This is a genomic window from Brevundimonas pishanensis, from assembly GCF_022750635.1.
Taxonomy (GTDB): domain Bacteria; phylum Pseudomonadota; class Alphaproteobacteria; order Caulobacterales; family Caulobacteraceae; genus Brevundimonas; species Brevundimonas pishanensis.
Genome location: NZ_JAJKBG010000007.1, coordinates 67,894 through 84,609 on the forward strand (window position 1 = coordinate 67,894; position 16,716 = coordinate 84,609).

A 16,716-nucleotide genomic window follows, 5' to 3' on the forward strand; every position below is an offset into this window, starting at 1 on the left:
TCAGACCATCGCCGTGCGTTTGATGTTCGCAAAGTCGAGGAAGTTGGCGATCAGGTCGTGGCCGTTTTCCGTCGCAATGGATTCCGGGTGGAACTGAACACCGTGGATCGGTCTCGTCTTGTGCGACAGGCCCATGATCTCGCCGTCCTCGGTCCATGCGGTGACTTCGAGGCAGTCGGGCAGGGTTTCGCGCTTGACCGCCAGCGAGTGATAGCGCGTGGCCGTAAACGGCTGGGGCAGGCCCTTGAACACGCCGCCGCCCTCGTGGTGGATCAGCGAGGTCTTGCCGTGCATCAGCGCCTTGGCACGCACGACCTGACCGCCAAAGGCCTGACCGATTGACTGGTGGCCGAGGCAGACGCCGAAGATCGGCATGTCTTCCGGCGCTTGGGCCAGAATGGGTAGGCAGATGCCTGCCTGATCCGGATCACATGGACCCGGCGAAAGCAGGATGGCTTCGGGTTTCAGCGCCAGCGCTTCTTCCACCGTCAGGTCATCGTTGCGGATGACGTGCGTCTGAGCACCCAACTGCGCCAGATAGTGGACGAGGTTGTAGGTGAAGCTGTCGTAGTTATCGACGACGAGGATCATGGGAAGGCTTTTCGATACGGGAGGTCGGCGCACGCTGTTCTGTTCAGCTTTAGCCGTGGAATGGGTGGAAGCAAGCGGTCGTTAAACATTCCGCGCGATGATCGAGCATCGCCATCGGAAGAAGTCCGCTGTGAAAATCATTGAAGCCATCCACGACGCGCGTCGTTTGCTCGAAGAATCGAGCATGGACACGCCCTCCAAACCACCCATGCTGGTCGCTGCAGCCTTTGCAGCCGCTATGGGATTATTGCTGATCGGAACGGTGAATGCCGGTCCAGATCGCAGGGACCAAACCGACATCACCAGAACTCCTTAAGCGGCGACGTCGTTAGATCCCGCCGCGCCCTTGGTCGTGACCGAGGGTTGCGCGTGGGTTGTTGCGTTGAATCGCCATGCCTCTTCGGCGGCCTTCATCGGGGCGCGGGCTTTCGCCTGCGTCTCGGCGTATTCGGCTGCCGGATCGCTGTCGGCGACAACACCGGCACCGGCCTGTACGAAGATGCGGTTGTCGGTGAACATGGCGGTACGAAGGACGATACAGATGTCCGCCTCGCCATTGGCCGAGATGTAGCCGACGCCGCCGCCGTAGCCTACGCCGCGCTTTTCGGTTTCCAGCTCGTCGATGATCTCCATCGCACGCACCTTGGGCGCGCCCGACAGGGTACCGGCGGGAAGGGCGGCCAGCAGGGTGTCCACCGCATCCAGCTTGGGATCAGCCTGACCGTTCACGTTGGAAACGATGTGCATGACCTGCGAATAGCGCTCGACGACGAAGCTCTCCGTCACCTCGACCGTGCCGGGAGCCGAGACACGGCCCACATCGTTACGGCCAAGATCCAGCAGCATCAGATGCTCGGCCAGTTCCTTGGGGTCGGCCAGCAGTTCGGCCTCTAGCTGCTTGTCCAATTCCGGCGTGGCACCGCGCGGGCGGGTACCGGCCAGGGGACGGATGGTGACGCGACCATCCTTCAGACGCACAAGGATTTCAGGGCTGGAGCCGGCAAGCTGGAAGCCCGCATAGTCCAGATAGAAGAGATAAGGGGACGGGTTGCCGCGACGCAGGGCACGGTAAAATGCGAACGGGTCTTGATTCCACGGGGCCGAGAAGCGGTGCGCGAGGACGACCTGAAAGATGTCGCCAGCGGTGATGTAGTCCTTGGCCTTGGCGACCATGGCGGCATAGCCATCACCGTCAACCGGAGACTTGAACTCGGGCGCGGGGATGAACTCCGGCTCGCGCTGGATCGGCATGGGGCTGCGCAGTCGATCCTCGAACTCTTCGATGCGGTAGACGGCAGCGGCATACGCAGCTTCGGGATCGGTGGCCGTGTCGGCATAGGCCGCAGCGACCAGCACGATCTCGTGCTTCACCGAGTCAAAGATAGCAATCAGACCCGGGCGGGCCAAAACAGCATCCGGAAGGTTCAGCGGATCGGGGTTGGCCGGACCCAGCGGTTCCAGCAGGCGTACCATGTCATAGCCGAACACACCGAACAGACCCGCAGCCATCGGCGGCAGATCGTCGGGCAGATCAAACTTGCTGGCCGCGATCAGCGCCCGCAGCGATTGCAGCGCGGGCAGCTCTTCGGGCGTGAATGTATCGGAGAGGATGGCATCGCCACGGGCGATTTCTGCCTGACCATCGCGGCAGCGCCAGACCGTGTCCGGCGAGAGGGTGACGATCGAATAGCGACCGTTCACCGCGCCACCTTCTACAGATTCCAGAAGGCTGGCGTAGGGACGACCGTGGGCGACCTTGAGATAGGCCGAGACGGGCGTCTCCAGATCATTGATCAGGCGACGGACCAGCAGCTGGGTCTTCCCGGCTGCCAGTCCCTCTACGAACGCGGTACGCTCTACCTGTGTCATTACTGGGCGGGGGCAGGTGCCGCACCTGCTGCCGGAGCAGCAGGCGTCGCAGGTGCATCAATACCCAGGGCGCGATAGGCTTCGCCCAGATCGCTCTTGGCCTTGATCTTGGCAGCGGCCGCGCGAAGGGCGGTCTCGACCGCTTCATTGGCCCAGGCCTCGCTCATCTGCTGGCTGATCGGAGCGACCAGACGGGCAGCGTTGGCGGCGTTGGCCGGATGGATGGCGTTGACCTTACCGACGACGAAGCCTTGGTCGCCGGCGTTGGAGAACGGCTGACCCTTGGCAGTCGAGAACAGACCACGCAGAGCGGTGACGCCATTGGCTTCCTGCGAAGCGCGGTCAGACGCCACATTGGTACGGACCTGAACGGTCGCGTTGACCGATGCAGCCACAGCGGTGATGTCTTCACCGGCGCGCAGGCGGCCGCTCAGTTCATCAGCTTTCTGGGTCAGCAGGCGGGAGTTCTCGCGCTGGGTCCAGGCTTGGGCAAGCATCGGGCGCAGTTCGGCTAGTTCCGGCAGCTTCGATTCACGCACTTCATCGACGCGCAGGGCGAAATACTCGCCCTCGGAGGCGGTGATGACGTCGGACTCGCCACCCTTGGTCAGGGCATAGGCGGTTTCGAGGATTGCCGGCGGCAGGTTGTACGGCTGTCCGTTCGGCAGTTGGCCCTGACGGGTGAACGGCGGCAGTTGGGCGATACGGGCACCCGATGCCTTGGCGGCGTCGGCAATCGACTTGCCCTGGGTGCGGGCATCTTCGAACGCCTTGACGCGGTCATAGGCGATCTTCTTGCCAGCTTCGACCTGCAGTTCGCGGGTCAGTTCCGGACGGGCTTGCTCGAAGGTGATGGCTTGGCCCGGCTGGATGGCCGAAACCTGTGCCACCGTATAGCCAACGGTGCCCTGGATCGGGTCGGTGACGCCAGCAGCGGCCAGACCGAACACGGCTTCGGCAATCTTGGCATCGCCTAGCGCAGTGCGCGGGGTGTTGTTGTACGGAGCCGGTTGAACGCGAACGCCAGCGGCGACTTCCGTAGCCGGCTTACCGGCACGCAGCTCGCCAGCGACCTTACGGGCAGCTTCGAGGGTCGGGACAGTCAGCAGGACGAAGCTGCGCTTCTCCGGCTGGGCCATGGTGTCCTTACGGAACTCGAAGCGTTCGCGCAGTTGCGCTTCGGTGATCGCAGGCTTGGCGTCGTTCGGACCAGGCGTGAACAGCACCAGCGACACCTGACGGAATTCCGGCATACGGAGCTGGGCTTCGTTTTCCTTCATGAAGGCGGTCAGTTGAGCATCGGTCGGAGCCTTGGCGGTACCAGCCATAGCTTGGGTGACGTTGAACCATGCGCCGTCGCGGGTCTCGGTGGATGCAGCGGCCATCAGTGCCGAATAGGCCTTCGGAAGACGAACGCCGGCAGCCAGCGCGCTACCGAAGTGCTGGAAGGTGTACTGGTCGCGCAGTTCCTGCTCCAACATCTCCGGCGTCATGTTCTGTTGAGACAGCGCCTGTTGGTACTGCGCTTCATCAAAACGGCCGGTGATCTGGTTGAAGAAGCCCGGAATTTTGCGGATTTCGGCGACGATCAAGTCCTTGCCCGGACGGATGCCTGCGTTCCATGCCCAGGCCGAGAAGCCCATGCGCATGGTTTGGCTCTCGAGGAACTGGTTCACATAGCCTTGGGCGGCCAGTTCCTCGAAGGTGGCGTTCTTGCCGGATTGTTCGCTGATGTTGGCGCGAACGCGTTCCATGTCGGCGCGGAAGCGGGCAGCATTCACGCTGCGCTCACCGGCGGACACGACATGGCGCGGGCCCAAGTTGGCAAAGATGTCAGACTGAGCGCCAACTACGACGAAGCTCAGAATAATAAGGGCGAAGAGGCCCACAGCCCATTTCGACTTAGAGAAGTTGCGGAACAGGGTAATCATGATGTCGGGAAACCTGTCGGAAACCAGCGTCAGAAGGGCGCTAGACTGCCGTATAGGGTTAGTCGCTAGGGGGCTGCAAGCGGCCAGACCGTATAATTGGGTGCGGGGTTCTGTCTGCGGCGTGAACAACCGCACATTTATACGGGCTGCGCGAAAAAGCCGCTCTGTCCAGCCCGCCACTGGCTTGGCGCGGGGCAGGGGGTGTGGCTTAAAGAGGCCATGACCGAATCTCTGAAGCTGATCGCTGGCAACTGGAAGATGAATGGTGTGGGGGAGAGCCTTGAAGAGGCTGCTGCCCTGCGCGTCGCTCTGGATGCCGAAGCCGCAAATTGCCGCGTCGCCCTTTGCCCGCCGGCTACTCTGATTGATCGTATGGCCGCAACACTGGGTGGCTCGGCCATCGAAGTGGGCGGTCAGGACTGCCACGCGGCTGCTAGCGGTGCGTTCACCGGTTCGGTGTCGGCCGAGATGGTTGCCGATGCGGGAGCCAATCTCGTCATTCTGGGCCACTCCGAGCGCCGCGCCGGTTTTGGTGAAACCGACGCCGATGTGGCCGCCAAGGTCGATGCTGCCCTGTCGGCTGGTCTGGAGCCGATTATCTGCGTGGGCGAAACGCTGGAACAGCGCGATGCCGGTCAGGCTGTTGCTGTTGTCAGCGAGCAAGTCATGCAGTCGCTGCCGCAGTCGCTGTCGTGCAAGCCGTTCGCTGTGGCCTACGAGCCTGTCTGGGCCATTGGTACGGGTCTGACCCCGACGCTTGAACAGATCGAAGAAGTACACGTGGCCGTGCGCGCCGCCATCGTGGCCCGTCTGGGTGCCGGTGGCGAGAAGGCTCCGATCCTGTACGGCGGCTCGGTAAAGCCGTCGAACGCCAAGGAAATCCTGAACGTGAAGGAAGTCGGCGGCGCACTCGTCGGTGGCGCTTCGCTCAAGGCCGAAGACTTCCTCGGCATCATTCGCGCCGTCTAATATAGCGGCGGGGTTTGCTCCCCGCCGCTATCAATGTTAGAGGCCGCCTCTTGATCGGCGCACTCACGCGCCCACATGAATGTCACCATGCTTCAGACCATCCTGCTCGTCGTAATGTTCATTATCTCGGTCGCACTGACCGGGGTGATTCTGCTGCAACGCTCCGAGGGCGGTGCCCTGGGTATGGGCGGCGGCAATTCCGGTTTCATGACCGCACGCGGCGCAGGTAACCTGCTGACCCGCACCACGGCCATTCTGGGCGGGGCCTTCTTCATTTGTGCTATCGCCCTGACCATCGCCGGCAACATGGAGCGCGGCTCGCGCTCGGTTATCGATGCCGATGCTGTTGGCTCGATTGCTATCGGCGAACCGGCCCAGCCGCAGGCCGAGCAACCTGCCGCTCCGGCACCGGCTCGACCGTCGACTATGTCGCTGGATGATCTGGAAGCCAGCCTTCCGGCAGCCGCCGCACCGGCCCAACCGGCACCGGCAGCTCCGGCCCAGTAAGAAACTGGAAAAACTCGACTTTAAGAGAGGCGCTCTGGCAACGGAGCGCCTCTTTTTTGTTGTGAACAAGCCGATGGTCTAACTCTTTTCGGCTGACGCGCGCGGCGAAATGGGTTAGGGTTCCCGCCCATGCCTAGATATGTGTTCATCACTGGCGGCGTGGTTTCCTCCCTTGGTAAAGGCCTCGCTTCCGCCGCTCTTGGCGCGCTTCTTCAAGCGCGCGGTTACAAGGTTCGACTGCGCAAGCTCGACCCCTATCTGAACGTCGACCCCGGTACGATGTCGCCCTACCAGCATGGTGAGGTGTTCGTGACCGACGACGGCGCAGAGACGGACCTCGATCTGGGCCATTACGAACGTTTCACCGGTGTTTCGGCCGCCAAGTCCGACAACATCACCACCGGCCGCATCTACTCGACGATCATCGAGAAAGAGCGCCGGGGCGATTACCTCGGTGCGACGGTGCAGGTCATTCCGCACGTCACCGACCAGATCAAACAGTTCGTCCTCAATCCGGCCAAAACGGATGAGGGCGAGGACGTGGACTTCGTGCTGGTAGAGATCGGCGGCACCGTCGGCGATATCGAAGGCCTGCCGTTCTTCGAGGCCATCCGCCAACTGGGTCAGGACTTGCCGCGCGGTCAGTCGTGCTTTGTGCACCTGACGCTGCTGCCCTTCATCAAGACCGCTGGCGAGATGAAGACCAAGCCGACGCAGCACTCGGTCAAGGAACTGCGCTCCATCGGTATTCAGCCGGACATCCTGCTGTGCCGCTGCGAGGCTGAAATCCCCGCCGACGAAAAGCGCAAGATCGCCCAGTTCTGTAATGTCCGTCCGGACAGCGTCATTCAGGCGATGGACTCGGCAGACATCTACGCTGTGCCGCTGGACTATCACCGCGAGGGTCTGGACACGCAGGTGCTGGCGCACTTCGGCGTAAACGACGCGCCCGAACCGGAACTGGCAGGCTGGGAAGAAATCGTCCGCCGCCGCCTTCAGCCGGAAGGCGAAGTGAACATTGCGGTCGTCGGCAAATATACCGTCCTCAAGGACGCCTATAAGTCGCTGATCGAAGCCCTGATGCACGGTGGCGTGGCCAACCGCGTCAAGGTGAACATCGACTGGGTCGAGGCGGATACCTTTGAAGGTGATCCGCAGGCCTGTGCTGACCGTCTGCAAAACGCGCACGCCATTCTGGTCCCGGGCGGCTTTGGCGAACGCGGCGCAGAGGGCAAAATCCAGGCGGCCCGCTATGCGCGCGAGAACAAGATCCCGTATTTCGGCATCTGCTTCGGCATGCAGATGGCGGTCATCGAGGCTGCACGCAATCTGGCAGGCTACACCAAGGCGACGTCGACCGAGTTCGGTCCGGCGGACGAGCCCGTGGTCGGCCTGATGACCCAGTGGTCACAAGGTAACCAGCGCGTGCTGCGTCAGCAGGGCGGCGATCTGGGCGGCACCATGCGTCTGGGTGCCTATGATTCGACGCTGGCAGATGATTCGCTGATCGCGCGCATCTATGGAACCACCCACATCAGTGAGCGCCACCGTCATCGCTATGAAGTGAACATCAATTATCGCGAAGCTATCGAGGAAAAGGGCGGGCTTTATTTTGCCGGTCTGTCTCCGGATGGTGTGCTGCCGGAAACGGTCGAACGTCGCGATCACCCTTGGTTTATCGGGGTTCAGTACCACCCCGAGTACAAGAGCCGCCCCTTCAAGCCGCATCCCCTGTTCGCCAGTTTCGTGCAGGCCGCGATTGTGCAGAGCCGTCTCGTCTAATGCGTGAGCCGTTTCCCGTATCGTAACGTTTTTAAGATGGCATACGGGTTGCGGCACTCGCGGTGTTGTGTTTCATATCCACACACTCGCGAGGAGGAGAGGATGGTGGGGGCTGTTCTCTATTTTCTGCATCGCAACGCACGGATGGTAATCCTGTCGGTGTGCGGCGCGGGAACAATATTGGTATGCAGCCTGGTGCTGCATATCCTCAGAAACCTGCATAGCGCCTAGGCGCTGGGCAGCTGGAGGGGGGAGTTTCGGTCGTTGTCGCAAGACACCCGATTCACCGAATCCAGTGGCTGGGCCACTCGCTTGGGGGAGTGAGTGGCCCAGCCAGATTTTTCTCCCGTTCATTTCGATACGCCCGTCCAAGCCGCTGCCGTTCAGGCCGCGGTTTTTTGCCATTTGGCCCTTATTCCTCAGGTGGCTCCACACGTTAGCGCGCCGGGCGACGCGCATCTCGCCAAGATATTCACACAGACGAGAGTGAGTATTGACGTTACGGAAATTATGGCTACGGTTTTATCTCGAGAACGCCGTCATAAGAGCGGCATCACGGGAGGGATTATGAAGAACCACATGATGATGTCGGTGTGTGCGGGTGCCTTGTCGCTTGCAGCAGCCGCGACGCCCGCTCTTGCGCAACAGAGCGCATCGGCACCCCAGCAAACCGAAGAGGCGACACAAGTCGGCGAAGTTGTCGTTACGGCCACCCGCCGCGCGACCCGTCTGCAGGATGTGCCACTTTCGATCACGGCCTTCTCCCAGCAGGAGCTGACCAAGAAGGGGATCGTGGGCTACGAGGGGCTGGCCCGCGAAACGCCGGGCGTCGTGCTGAACAAGCCGACTGCCAACTTCAACAATTTCACTGCACGCGGCATCGCCACCAACGGCTATAACGCCAACCTGCAAAGCTCGGTAGCCATCTATATCGATGAGCTGCCGATCTCGACCATCGGCAACACGACCGTCATCGACCCGACCTTGTTCGACGTCGAGCGCGTGGAGTTCCTGCGCGGCCCGCAAGGCACGCTGTTCGGTTCGGGTTCGCTGGCCGGTGCGCTGCGTATCCTGACCAAGGCTCCGGAACTGGACGGCTATAGCGCCGGCGTTTTGGTCGACTACGGCATGACCGGCGCAGACAGCTTCCGCCAGCGTTACAACGCCATGGTCAATGTGCCGCTGATCGAGGACGAGCTTGCGCTGCGCGTCGTGGCCTTCCACCGCGACGAAGAGGGTTACACCGACAACCTCGGCACCGGCGAGACCAACTCCAACACCCTCATCAACTCGGGTATCCGCGGCTCGATGCTGTGGAAGCCGAGCGAGCGCTTCTCGCTGCGCGGCACCCTGTCATACGAGGAATCCGAACCCAAGGATTCGAGCCTGGTCGACCCGTCCCTGGGCCGCAACAAGCGCGTATCTGACCGTCCGGACATCTTCTCGGGCGTGCTGACGACCGGCAACGTCACCGCCGAGTACCAGTTTAACGGGGCCAAGCTGACCAGCTCCTCGACGCTGTCGCAGTTCGACCAGAAATTCTACCTCGACCTGGCCGGCACCTTCGGTGGCGCGATTGCCTTTGCTCTGGATGCCGATGCTTATCAGCGCACTTTTGTGCAGGAAATGCGTCTGGCCTCGGATGCCGGTGGCAAGTTCGACTGGGTCGTTGGTGGTTTCTATCTGAAGCGCCGTCTGGACGTGGACTACTTCTACCGCTCCAGCCCCGAGTTCCTTGCTGCGCGAGGCATCACCGGTCTGCCGGACGAATACTACCAGCGTATGTACACGCACATAGACTCGCACGAGTTGGCTGCGTTCGGCGAGCTGACCTATCGCTTCAACGACAAGTTCTGGCTGACCGGCGGCATGCGCTATGGCGAGGTGTCGGCACAGGGCTTTACCGAGGCTGGCGGCTATAACAGCAACTATCTGGTCAATGCGCTGTATGGCATTTCCGGCCCGCTGACGATCACGCCCATCGAAGAGGCGACCGGCCTGAAGGCCGAAGGCTCCAAGCCGTCGTTCAAGATCAGCGTAACGTGGAAGCCGCACACCGACCTGACCACCTATGCGACCGTTTCGACCGGTTTCCGTACCCCGATCGTCAACGCTTACGGCGGACGTCCCAGCCTGGTGAATCCGGATGATCTGATCATTCCGGACGGCGCGGAATCGGACGATCTGACCAACTTCGAAATCGGTCTGAAGGGCCGCTTCTTCGATGGTCTGGTGTACGCCAACCTTGCTGCCTACTATATCGACTGGTCGAACATTCAGGTGCAGGCCAACCGCGTTTCGGACTCGGTGCAGTTCGCCACCAACATTGGCAAGGCCGAGAGCAAGGGTCTGGAATTCGAAGTCCGCACCTTCCCGCTGGAAGGTCTGTCGCTGGGTCTGACCGGCTCGATCGGCAGCTCCAAGGTGACCGAACTGTCGCCGGAAGAGGCCGCCATTTCGGGCGCTGTTCTGGGCGCGCAACTGTCGAGCCCGAAATTCCAGGGCGCGTTCAACGTCGACTACCGCTTTGCTCTGCCGAACGAGATGGAAGGCAATGTCTCGATGGTGGTCCAGCACGTCGGCTCGTATCCGGGCCTGTTCCCGAACGTTCCGGGCCAGCCGGGCGTGGTTCAGTCGACCTATGGCCACACCGACGAGTACCAGAATGTGAACGCCAGCTTTGCCGTGGCGAAGAACGACCTGACGGTCGGCTTCTACGTGGAAAACCTGTTCGATGATCACTCCGTGACCTACGTCCACCCCGAGGCCTTCCTCGCCAGCCGCTTCGGCACCATGCGTCCGCGCACCTTCGGCGTCCGCGTCGGCTACGAGTTCTGATCATGGGCTACGTCGCAACGCCACCGCTGGCAGGGGCTGAGCCTGCACCGCGTAAAGGGGCCTACTTGGTTCTGGGCATCCTTTGCTTTGTCTATGTCTTGAACTTTCTAGACCGGCAGCTTCTGTCGATCCTTGCAAAGCCCATTCAGGACGAACTGGGCGTTACCGATGGTCAGCTGGGTTTGATCAGCGGTCTGTATTTCGCCCTGTTCTATTGCACCATCTCCATTCCGGTCGGCTGGCTCGCCGACCGGACCAACCGGGTCAAGGTTCTAGCCTTTGCCTGTGGTCTGTGGAGTTTGGCGACGGTGGCGTGCGGCGTGGCATCCAGCTATCCGCAACTTGTATTGGCCCGCATGACAGTGGGCGTGGGCGAGGCCGGCGGGGTTCCGCCGTCCTACGCCATCATTACCGACTATTTCCCGCCGTCGATGCGTGGTCGCGCGCTGGCGCTATTCAACCTTGGTCCGCCCATCGGGCAGGCGCTGGGCGTGGCGTTTGGTGCCTCTATTGCGGCGGCCTATGACTGGCGTCTGGCGTTCATCTTCCTTGGTGTGGTCGGCATTGTGGCCGCCATTGCGGTATTCCTCATCGTCAAGGAGCCGGAGCGCGGCGGACTTGATCCCAAGCCGGTCTCGGCAGAGGCCGAGGCGCAGGATGTCGAGGACGGCAAGTTCTGGGCGACCTGCAAGATGTTCGTCACCAAGCCGAACCTGATGCTGGCCTCGTTCGGTAGCGGCGCAAACCAGTTCATCACCTATGGCACGCTGAACTTCGCCACCCTGTTCCTGATGCGCGAAAAGGGCATGACGCTGGAGCAGGTGGCGGTGTTCTACGCCATCGTTGTCGGTATCTCGATCTGCGCGGGCATGTATCTGTCGGGCCGTCTGCTGGACAAGCTGAAGGCGACGTCCAAGGCTGCCTATGGCTATCTGCCGGGCATTGCCCTGCTGCTGGCCATCCCGTGCTTCATCGGCTTTGTCTGGGCCGAGACGTGGCAGGTTTCGCTGTCCTTCCTCGCCCTGCCTCTGTGCCTCAACTACTTCTATCTGACGCCTTCGGTGGCGTTGGTTCAGGAAGAGGTCAAGCCGCGCCAGCGTGTGCTGTCGGGCGCTATCCTGCTGCTGATCATGAACCTGATCGGTCTAGGATTTGGTCCGACCTATCTGGGCCTGGCCAGCGACTTTTTCGCACGCAGCAACCCCGAGACCTCGCTGCAAATGGCCTTCTATACGCTGACGCCGTTCTACGTGCTGTCGTCGGCCATCTTCCTGATCCTCGCCCGCCGTCTGAGCCGTGAACAGAAGGAGCGTGCATGATGGACCATCGCAAGATGTCTAACCGCGTGCTTCTGGCTCTCATGGGCAGCGCAATCCTTGCGACTTCCGCGCATGGGGGCGTCGTGGTGCGGGCTCCGGCTGGTGCAGTCGAGGGGCAGGTCAGCGAGGGCGTCGTTTCGTTCAAGGGACTGCCCTATGCGCAACCGCCTGTGGGTGATGGGCGCTGGCGTGCGCCTCAGCCCATCGCGCCGTGGGACGGAGTGCGTGACGCCAGCCAGTTCGGCGCGGCGTGTATCCAGCCCATCTCCCGTCCGGGCAGCATCTATGCCTCGCCGCTGGAAAAGATCGACGAGGACTGCCTGTTCCTGAACATCTGGGCACCGGAAAAGGCTGAAAAGGCCCCGGTGATTGTCTGGATCCACGGCGGCAGTCTGGTAACCGGCGCAGGCCATGAGGCCATGTATGACGGCAACACGCTGGCGAGCCGGGATGCGGTGGTCGTGACGATCAACTATCGCCTCGGTGTGCTGGGTTATATGGCCCATCCGGAACTGAGCGCCGAGAACCCGCAGAACATATCTGGCAACTATGGCCTGCTGGATCAGGTACGGGCGCTGGAATGGGTGCGTGACAATATCGCGGCCTTCGGCGGCGATCCGGAAAACGTGACCATTGCCGGTGAATCCGCCGGTGCGCTCAGCGTCATGTATCTGATGGCGACCCCGAAGGCGCGGGGCCTGTTCCACAAGGCCATTCTGCAAAGCGCCTATATGATTTCGACCCCCGAACTCCGCGGCAGCACCCACGGCGAGCTGCCCGCAGAAGAGGGCGGGCGTCTGCTTGGCGAGAAACTGGGGCGCGATCTCGCAGGTCTGCGGGCAATGGATGCCAATGAGCTGACGCTCGCGGCCATTGCCAATGCCTTCGGACCATGGGGCGCGGTCGATGGTGAAATCCTGACGCGGCAACTGGTCGATACGTTTGATCGCGGCGAACAGGCCCAGGTGCCGGTTCTCGCGGGCTATAACGAAGGCGAAATCCGCACCTTGCGCTTCCTAGCACCCCTGCCGCCCAAAAGCGCCGACGACTACGAGAAGGCCATTCGTGCGCGATATGGTGATCTGGCAGACGAGTTCCTTCGCCTGAATCCGTCAGCGGACATGGCCGAAAGCGTCCAGACCTCCGTGCGGGATATGCTTTACGGCTGGACGGCACACCGGCTGGTGAAAAAGCAGACCGCTACCGGCCAGCAGGGCTTCCTCTATTATTTCGATCACGCCTATCCATCGGCGACCGCTGCGGGGCTGGAAGCCTTCCATGCGGCGGAAATCCCCTATGTGTTTGGCACCTTTGACCGAACGCCGGTGATGTGGCCGCGCCCCAAGGTGACGGTTGCAGAAGGCCGGATCAGCGAGGCTCTGGGCGACTACTGGCTCAGCTTTGCCCGCTCGGGGGAGCCTGCGTCCAACAACGGTCCGCAGTGGCCCGCCTATGGCACCGACAAAAGCTATCTGCTGATCGGTGACGAGTTGAGCGTCGGGAGGGATCAAGCCCCCGGCATGTACGAGTTGAATGAGGAGGTGGTCTGCCGCCGTATCCAGCAGGGGGGAATTCCCTGGAACTGGAACGTCGGGCTTTGGGCACCGGAGGGAGTAAACGGTTCATGCAAATGATTGACGGGGATGTGCAGTCCTTTCCCCTGACGCTGAACCAGTTTCTGGATCATGCCGCCAAATGGTGCCCGAAGTCCGAGGTGGTGACCGCCCTTGACGACGGCTCGATTACGCGCGTGACCTATAGTGACCTGCGTACGCGTAGTTTGAGAGTATCTGCCTTGCTGAAATCCTTCGGGGTCGAGCAGGGTACCCGTGTCGCGACACTGGCGTGGAACACGCAAGGCCACGTCGAGGCGTGGTTCGCGATCATGGGCATGGGGGGCATCTGCCATACGCTGAACCCGCGTCTGACGGCGGAACAGCTGTCGCAGATGTTGCATCAGTCCGAGGCACGCATCGTCTTCGTCAGTCCCGATCTTGTGCCATTGGCGCGCAAGATTTCGGCCCTGTCGCCGCAGCTTGTCGATGTACTGGTGCTGGATGTGGTCGGGTTCGAAGGGGAAACGGGCTCGACCACCATCCAGGCTCTAGAGCCTTTGCTGGCGGGGCAGGGGGCCGACGTTATGTGGGGGCAGTTCCCGGAGACGGCACCTTGTGGCCTGTGCTTCACCTCCGGCACGACCGGAGCGCCTAAAGGCGTCACCTATACCCACCGCTCCAGCTATCTGCACACGCTCAGAATTCTACAGGCAGAGGTCATGGCCATTACTGGACGTGACAGGGTTCTTGCGGCGGTGCCCATGTTCCATGCCAATGCGTGGGGCCTCCCGTTTGCGACGGCGGCGGTCGGCGCGGGGCTGATCCTTCCCGGACGCAATCTGGACGGCGCAAGTCTGGCCAAGCTGATTGCCGCTGAAGGTGTGACCATCGGCGTTGGTGTTCCGACAGTCTGGCTGGGGTTGCTAGAATATGTCGAAGCCAGCGGCATCGAACTTCCGTCGCTGGAGCGGATCATCATGGGCGGGGCTTCGCTGGCTCCCGCCTTGATGGAGCGGATCGAGAGCCGACTAGGTGTCACGATCCAGACCAGTTGGGGCATGACCGAGTTGTCGCCGTCCGGCACGGTGGCTCCTCCCTATATCGCGGACCGTTCCGCAGCCTTGTCCGGTCGTCCGGCGGTTGGTGTCGATCTGTTGCTGACTGACGAGAACGACGTGCCACTGGCCCAACAACGCGGGGCCGAAGGACATTTGAAGGTCAGGGGTGCCGCTGTGGTCGAACGCTATTTCGGTCAGTCCGACAAGGCGACCAACGATGCAGGCTGGTTCGCGACCGGCGATCTGGCGCGCATTGACGATGATGGCAATCTCACCATCACCGGACGGGCCAAAGACTTGATCAAGTCCGGTGGCGAATGGATCAATCCTGCCGAAATCGAGGCCATCGTCGGGGCGCTTCCGGGCGTATCGCTTGCGGCGGTTATCGGACGATCCGACCCCAAATGGGGCGAGCGTCCCATCCTGCTGGTCGAAACTGCGGTGGATGCGGTGTCTGACGATGACGAGCTTTTGGCGGCGCTGCGCGGCCATGTCGCGTCGTGGTGGATACCGGATGCCGTTGTACGCCTAGAAAAAATGCCACTAGCGGCAACCGGCAAGATAGATAAGCTTCGACTGAGAGCAGAGTTCGGTAAGGCGTGATCTCGCGCCAGTAGATCAGCAACCCCCAAGAGTGACCTTTGACCACGACGACCAAGACAAGACGAAAACCGACCAAAGCCGAACAGCGCGCCGAGATGACCGAACAGATCCTCGACGCGGCAGAGGAGCTGTTTTCGCGTCATGGCCTCTACGGTGTCACGCTCAAGGACGTCGCGGGCAAGGTCGGGGTGCACCACACGCTGCTGAACTACTATTTCGAGGACAAGAAGCGCCTGTTTGACGCGGTTTTCGCCCGTCGCGCCACCGTCACAGCCGAGCGCCGTATGACGGCCCTGGCGAACTATGAAGCGGAGGCCGCAGGCAAGCCGACTGTCGAGGGGGCTCTGCGCGCCTTCCTTGATACCGACCTTGATCTGTACATCGAGGGCGGGGAGGGCTGGCGCAACTATGCCGCTCTCGGTGCGCAGGTGGCCAACACGCCCGAATGGGGGGCCGAGATGATGGACCAGCATTTTGATCCGGTGGTTCTGCGCCTGATCAATCTGCTGAAACAGGCTCTGCCGGACTGTGCGGAAGAAGACATCTTCTGGGGCTACCACTTCGTCACGGGCGCGCTGATGCTGACGCTGGCGCGGACGGGGCGTATCGACAAGCTTTCGGGGGGCAAGTGCCGCTCGGACGATTTCATCGCCGTCAAAGAGCGGATGGCCAGTTTCATGGCCGCAGGCTTCCTCGATATCTGCGCGAGACGCGCCAAGACCTAATCCGTGGGGACTAGGAGGCCGACGTACCAGCGTTCTCCATCTTCACTCACACAATAATGAATATCTAAAGGGGCGGGACATGTTGCTTCAGGGACGTATTGCCATTGTAACCGGCGCAGGCGGCGGATTGGGTCGTTGCCATGCGCTTTATCTGGCTAGTCAGGGGGCAAAGGTCGTTGTGAACGACCTGACGCTGGCCGCCGCGCAGGCGGTTGCGGACGAAATCGTTGCGGCTGGCGGCGAGGCGATGGCCGCTGCGGGCTCGGTTTCGGACGTGGATCAGGTTCAGGCCATGGTCGACGCAACGATGCAGCAGTGGGGGCGCATCGACATTCTGGTGAACAATGCGGGCATCCTGCGCGACAAGAGCTTCGCCAAGATGACCATGGACGATTTCCGTCTGGTGGTGGACGTGCACCTGATGGGCGCAGCGATCTGCTGCAAGGCAGTATGGGAGATCATGCGGACGCAGAACTATGGCCGCATCGTCATGACGACGTCATCCTCGGGTCTGTACGGCAATTTCGGTCAGGCCAACTACGGGGCGGCCAAGATGGCGCTGGCCGGCTTGATGCAGACGCTAGCCATCGAAGGCGAGAAATACGGCATTCGCGTCAACAGCCTCGCACCGACTGCGGCCACCCAGATGACCAGCGGCGTGCTGTCGGATGACTCGCTCAAGGCTTTGAATCCGGCCTTGGTGAGCCCGGGTCTGCTGGCGCTTGTGCAAGACGATGCGCCCACGCGCGCTATCCTGTGCGCCGGTGCAGGTAACTTTGCCACTGCGCACATCACCCTGACCGAGGGGGTCTATCTGGGCGATGATGAACAAGCTGGACAAAAGCTCATTGCCAACTGGGACAAGGCATCGGATCGTAGCCGCGAGCGCGTGCCGGAGTTTGGATTCCAGCAGGCGGCTCAAGAACTGGCTGCGGCGGGTGCCGCCGGCCCTGTCACGGTGCGATAAA

Annotated in this window: 13 protein-coding genes; 10 read left to right on the forward strand and 3 right to left on the reverse strand. The window is 61.7% G+C overall.

Translation table 11 applies throughout. The features are described 5' to 3' along the window. Positions 1–591, reverse strand: coding sequence for an anthranilate synthase component II (locus tag LOX95_RS12880; protein WP_242915263.1), 591 nt, complete (start codon positions 589–591; stop codon positions 1–3). A 130-nt stretch (positions 592–721) separates the two neighbouring features. Between LOX95_RS12880 and LOX95_RS12885 the strand changes: the two genes are divergently transcribed. Then, positions 722–907 carry a hypothetical protein gene (locus LOX95_RS12885; RefSeq protein ID WP_242915265.1) on the forward strand — a complete coding sequence of 62 codons (186 nt, stop codon included), beginning with the start codon at positions 722–724 and terminating at the stop codon, positions 905–907. Here the strand turns inward: LOX95_RS12885 and trpE are convergent. Both trpE and LOX95_RS12895 read right to left on the reverse strand, forming a co-directional pair. Next, entirely contained in the window at positions 904–2,460 is a 1,557-nt protein-coding gene (gene trpE / locus LOX95_RS12890) for an anthranilate synthase component I (protein WP_242915267.1), read from the reverse strand. The two genes, LOX95_RS12885 and trpE, sit on opposite strands and share 4 nt — an antisense overlap. Continuing rightward, positions 2,460–4,391 (reverse strand): peptidylprolyl isomerase, encoded by a 1,932-nt coding sequence (locus tag LOX95_RS12895; RefSeq protein ID WP_242915269.1) that lies wholly within the window; start codon positions 4,389–4,391, stop codon positions 2,460–2,462. Before LOX95_RS12895 ends, trpE begins: the two co-directional genes overlap by 1 nt. Before the next feature lie 219 nt (positions 4,392–4,610). On the opposite strand from LOX95_RS12895, the gene tpiA reads away from it, so the two are divergent. The 9 genes from tpiA (at position 4,611) to LOX95_RS12940 (ending at position 16,715) form a co-directional block, all read left to right on the forward strand. Continuing rightward, positions 4,611–5,360, forward strand: a complete 750-nt coding sequence (tpiA, locus tag LOX95_RS12900) for a triose-phosphate isomerase (protein ID WP_242915271.1) — start codon at positions 4,611–4,613, stop codon at positions 5,358–5,360. 75 nt (positions 5,361–5,435) lie between these two features. Further along, the gene (gene secG / locus LOX95_RS12905) at positions 5,436–5,867 is read left to right on the forward strand and encodes a preprotein translocase subunit SecG (RefSeq protein ID WP_242915273.1); all 432 of its coding nucleotides are present in this window, start codon (positions 5,436–5,438) and stop codon (positions 5,865–5,867) included. A 129-nt stretch (positions 5,868–5,996) separates the two neighbouring features. After that, complete coding sequence (pyrG, locus tag LOX95_RS12910) at positions 5,997–7,649, forward strand: CTP synthase (RefSeq protein WP_242915276.1); 1,653 nt, start codon at positions 5,997–5,999, stop codon at positions 7,647–7,649. Positions 7,650–8,216: 567 nt separating this feature from the next. After that, positions 8,217–10,487, forward strand: a complete 2,271-nt coding sequence (locus tag LOX95_RS12915; RefSeq protein WP_242915277.1) for a TonB-dependent receptor — start codon at positions 8,217–8,219, stop codon at positions 10,485–10,487. Between the two features lie 2 nt (positions 10,488–10,489). Continuing rightward, positions 10,490–11,806 (forward strand): spinster family MFS transporter, encoded by a 1,317-nt coding sequence (locus LOX95_RS12920; protein ID WP_242915279.1) that lies wholly within the window; start codon positions 10,490–10,492, stop codon positions 11,804–11,806. Continuing rightward, positions 11,803–13,440: a carboxylesterase/lipase family protein gene (locus LOX95_RS12925; protein WP_242915281.1), complete on the forward strand. Its 1,638-nt coding sequence runs from the start codon at positions 11,803–11,805 to the stop codon at positions 13,438–13,440. The genes LOX95_RS12920 and LOX95_RS12925 overlap by 4 nt, the downstream gene beginning before the upstream one ends. Further along, complete coding sequence (locus LOX95_RS12930) at positions 13,431–15,023, forward strand: AMP-binding protein (RefSeq protein ID WP_242915283.1); 1,593 nt, start codon at positions 13,431–13,433, stop codon at positions 15,021–15,023. The genes LOX95_RS12925 and LOX95_RS12930 overlap by 10 nt, the downstream gene beginning before the upstream one ends. A gap of 95 nt (positions 15,024–15,118) precedes the next feature. After that, positions 15,119–15,748: a TetR/AcrR family transcriptional regulator gene (locus LOX95_RS12935; RefSeq protein ID WP_242915285.1), complete on the forward strand. Its 630-nt coding sequence runs from the start codon at positions 15,119–15,121 to the stop codon at positions 15,746–15,748. 79 nt (positions 15,749–15,827) lie between these two features. Beyond that, positions 15,828–16,715, forward strand: coding sequence for an SDR family NAD(P)-dependent oxidoreductase (locus tag LOX95_RS12940; RefSeq protein WP_242915287.1), 888 nt, complete (start codon positions 15,828–15,830; stop codon positions 16,713–16,715). Position 16,716: the final 1 nt, after the last annotated feature.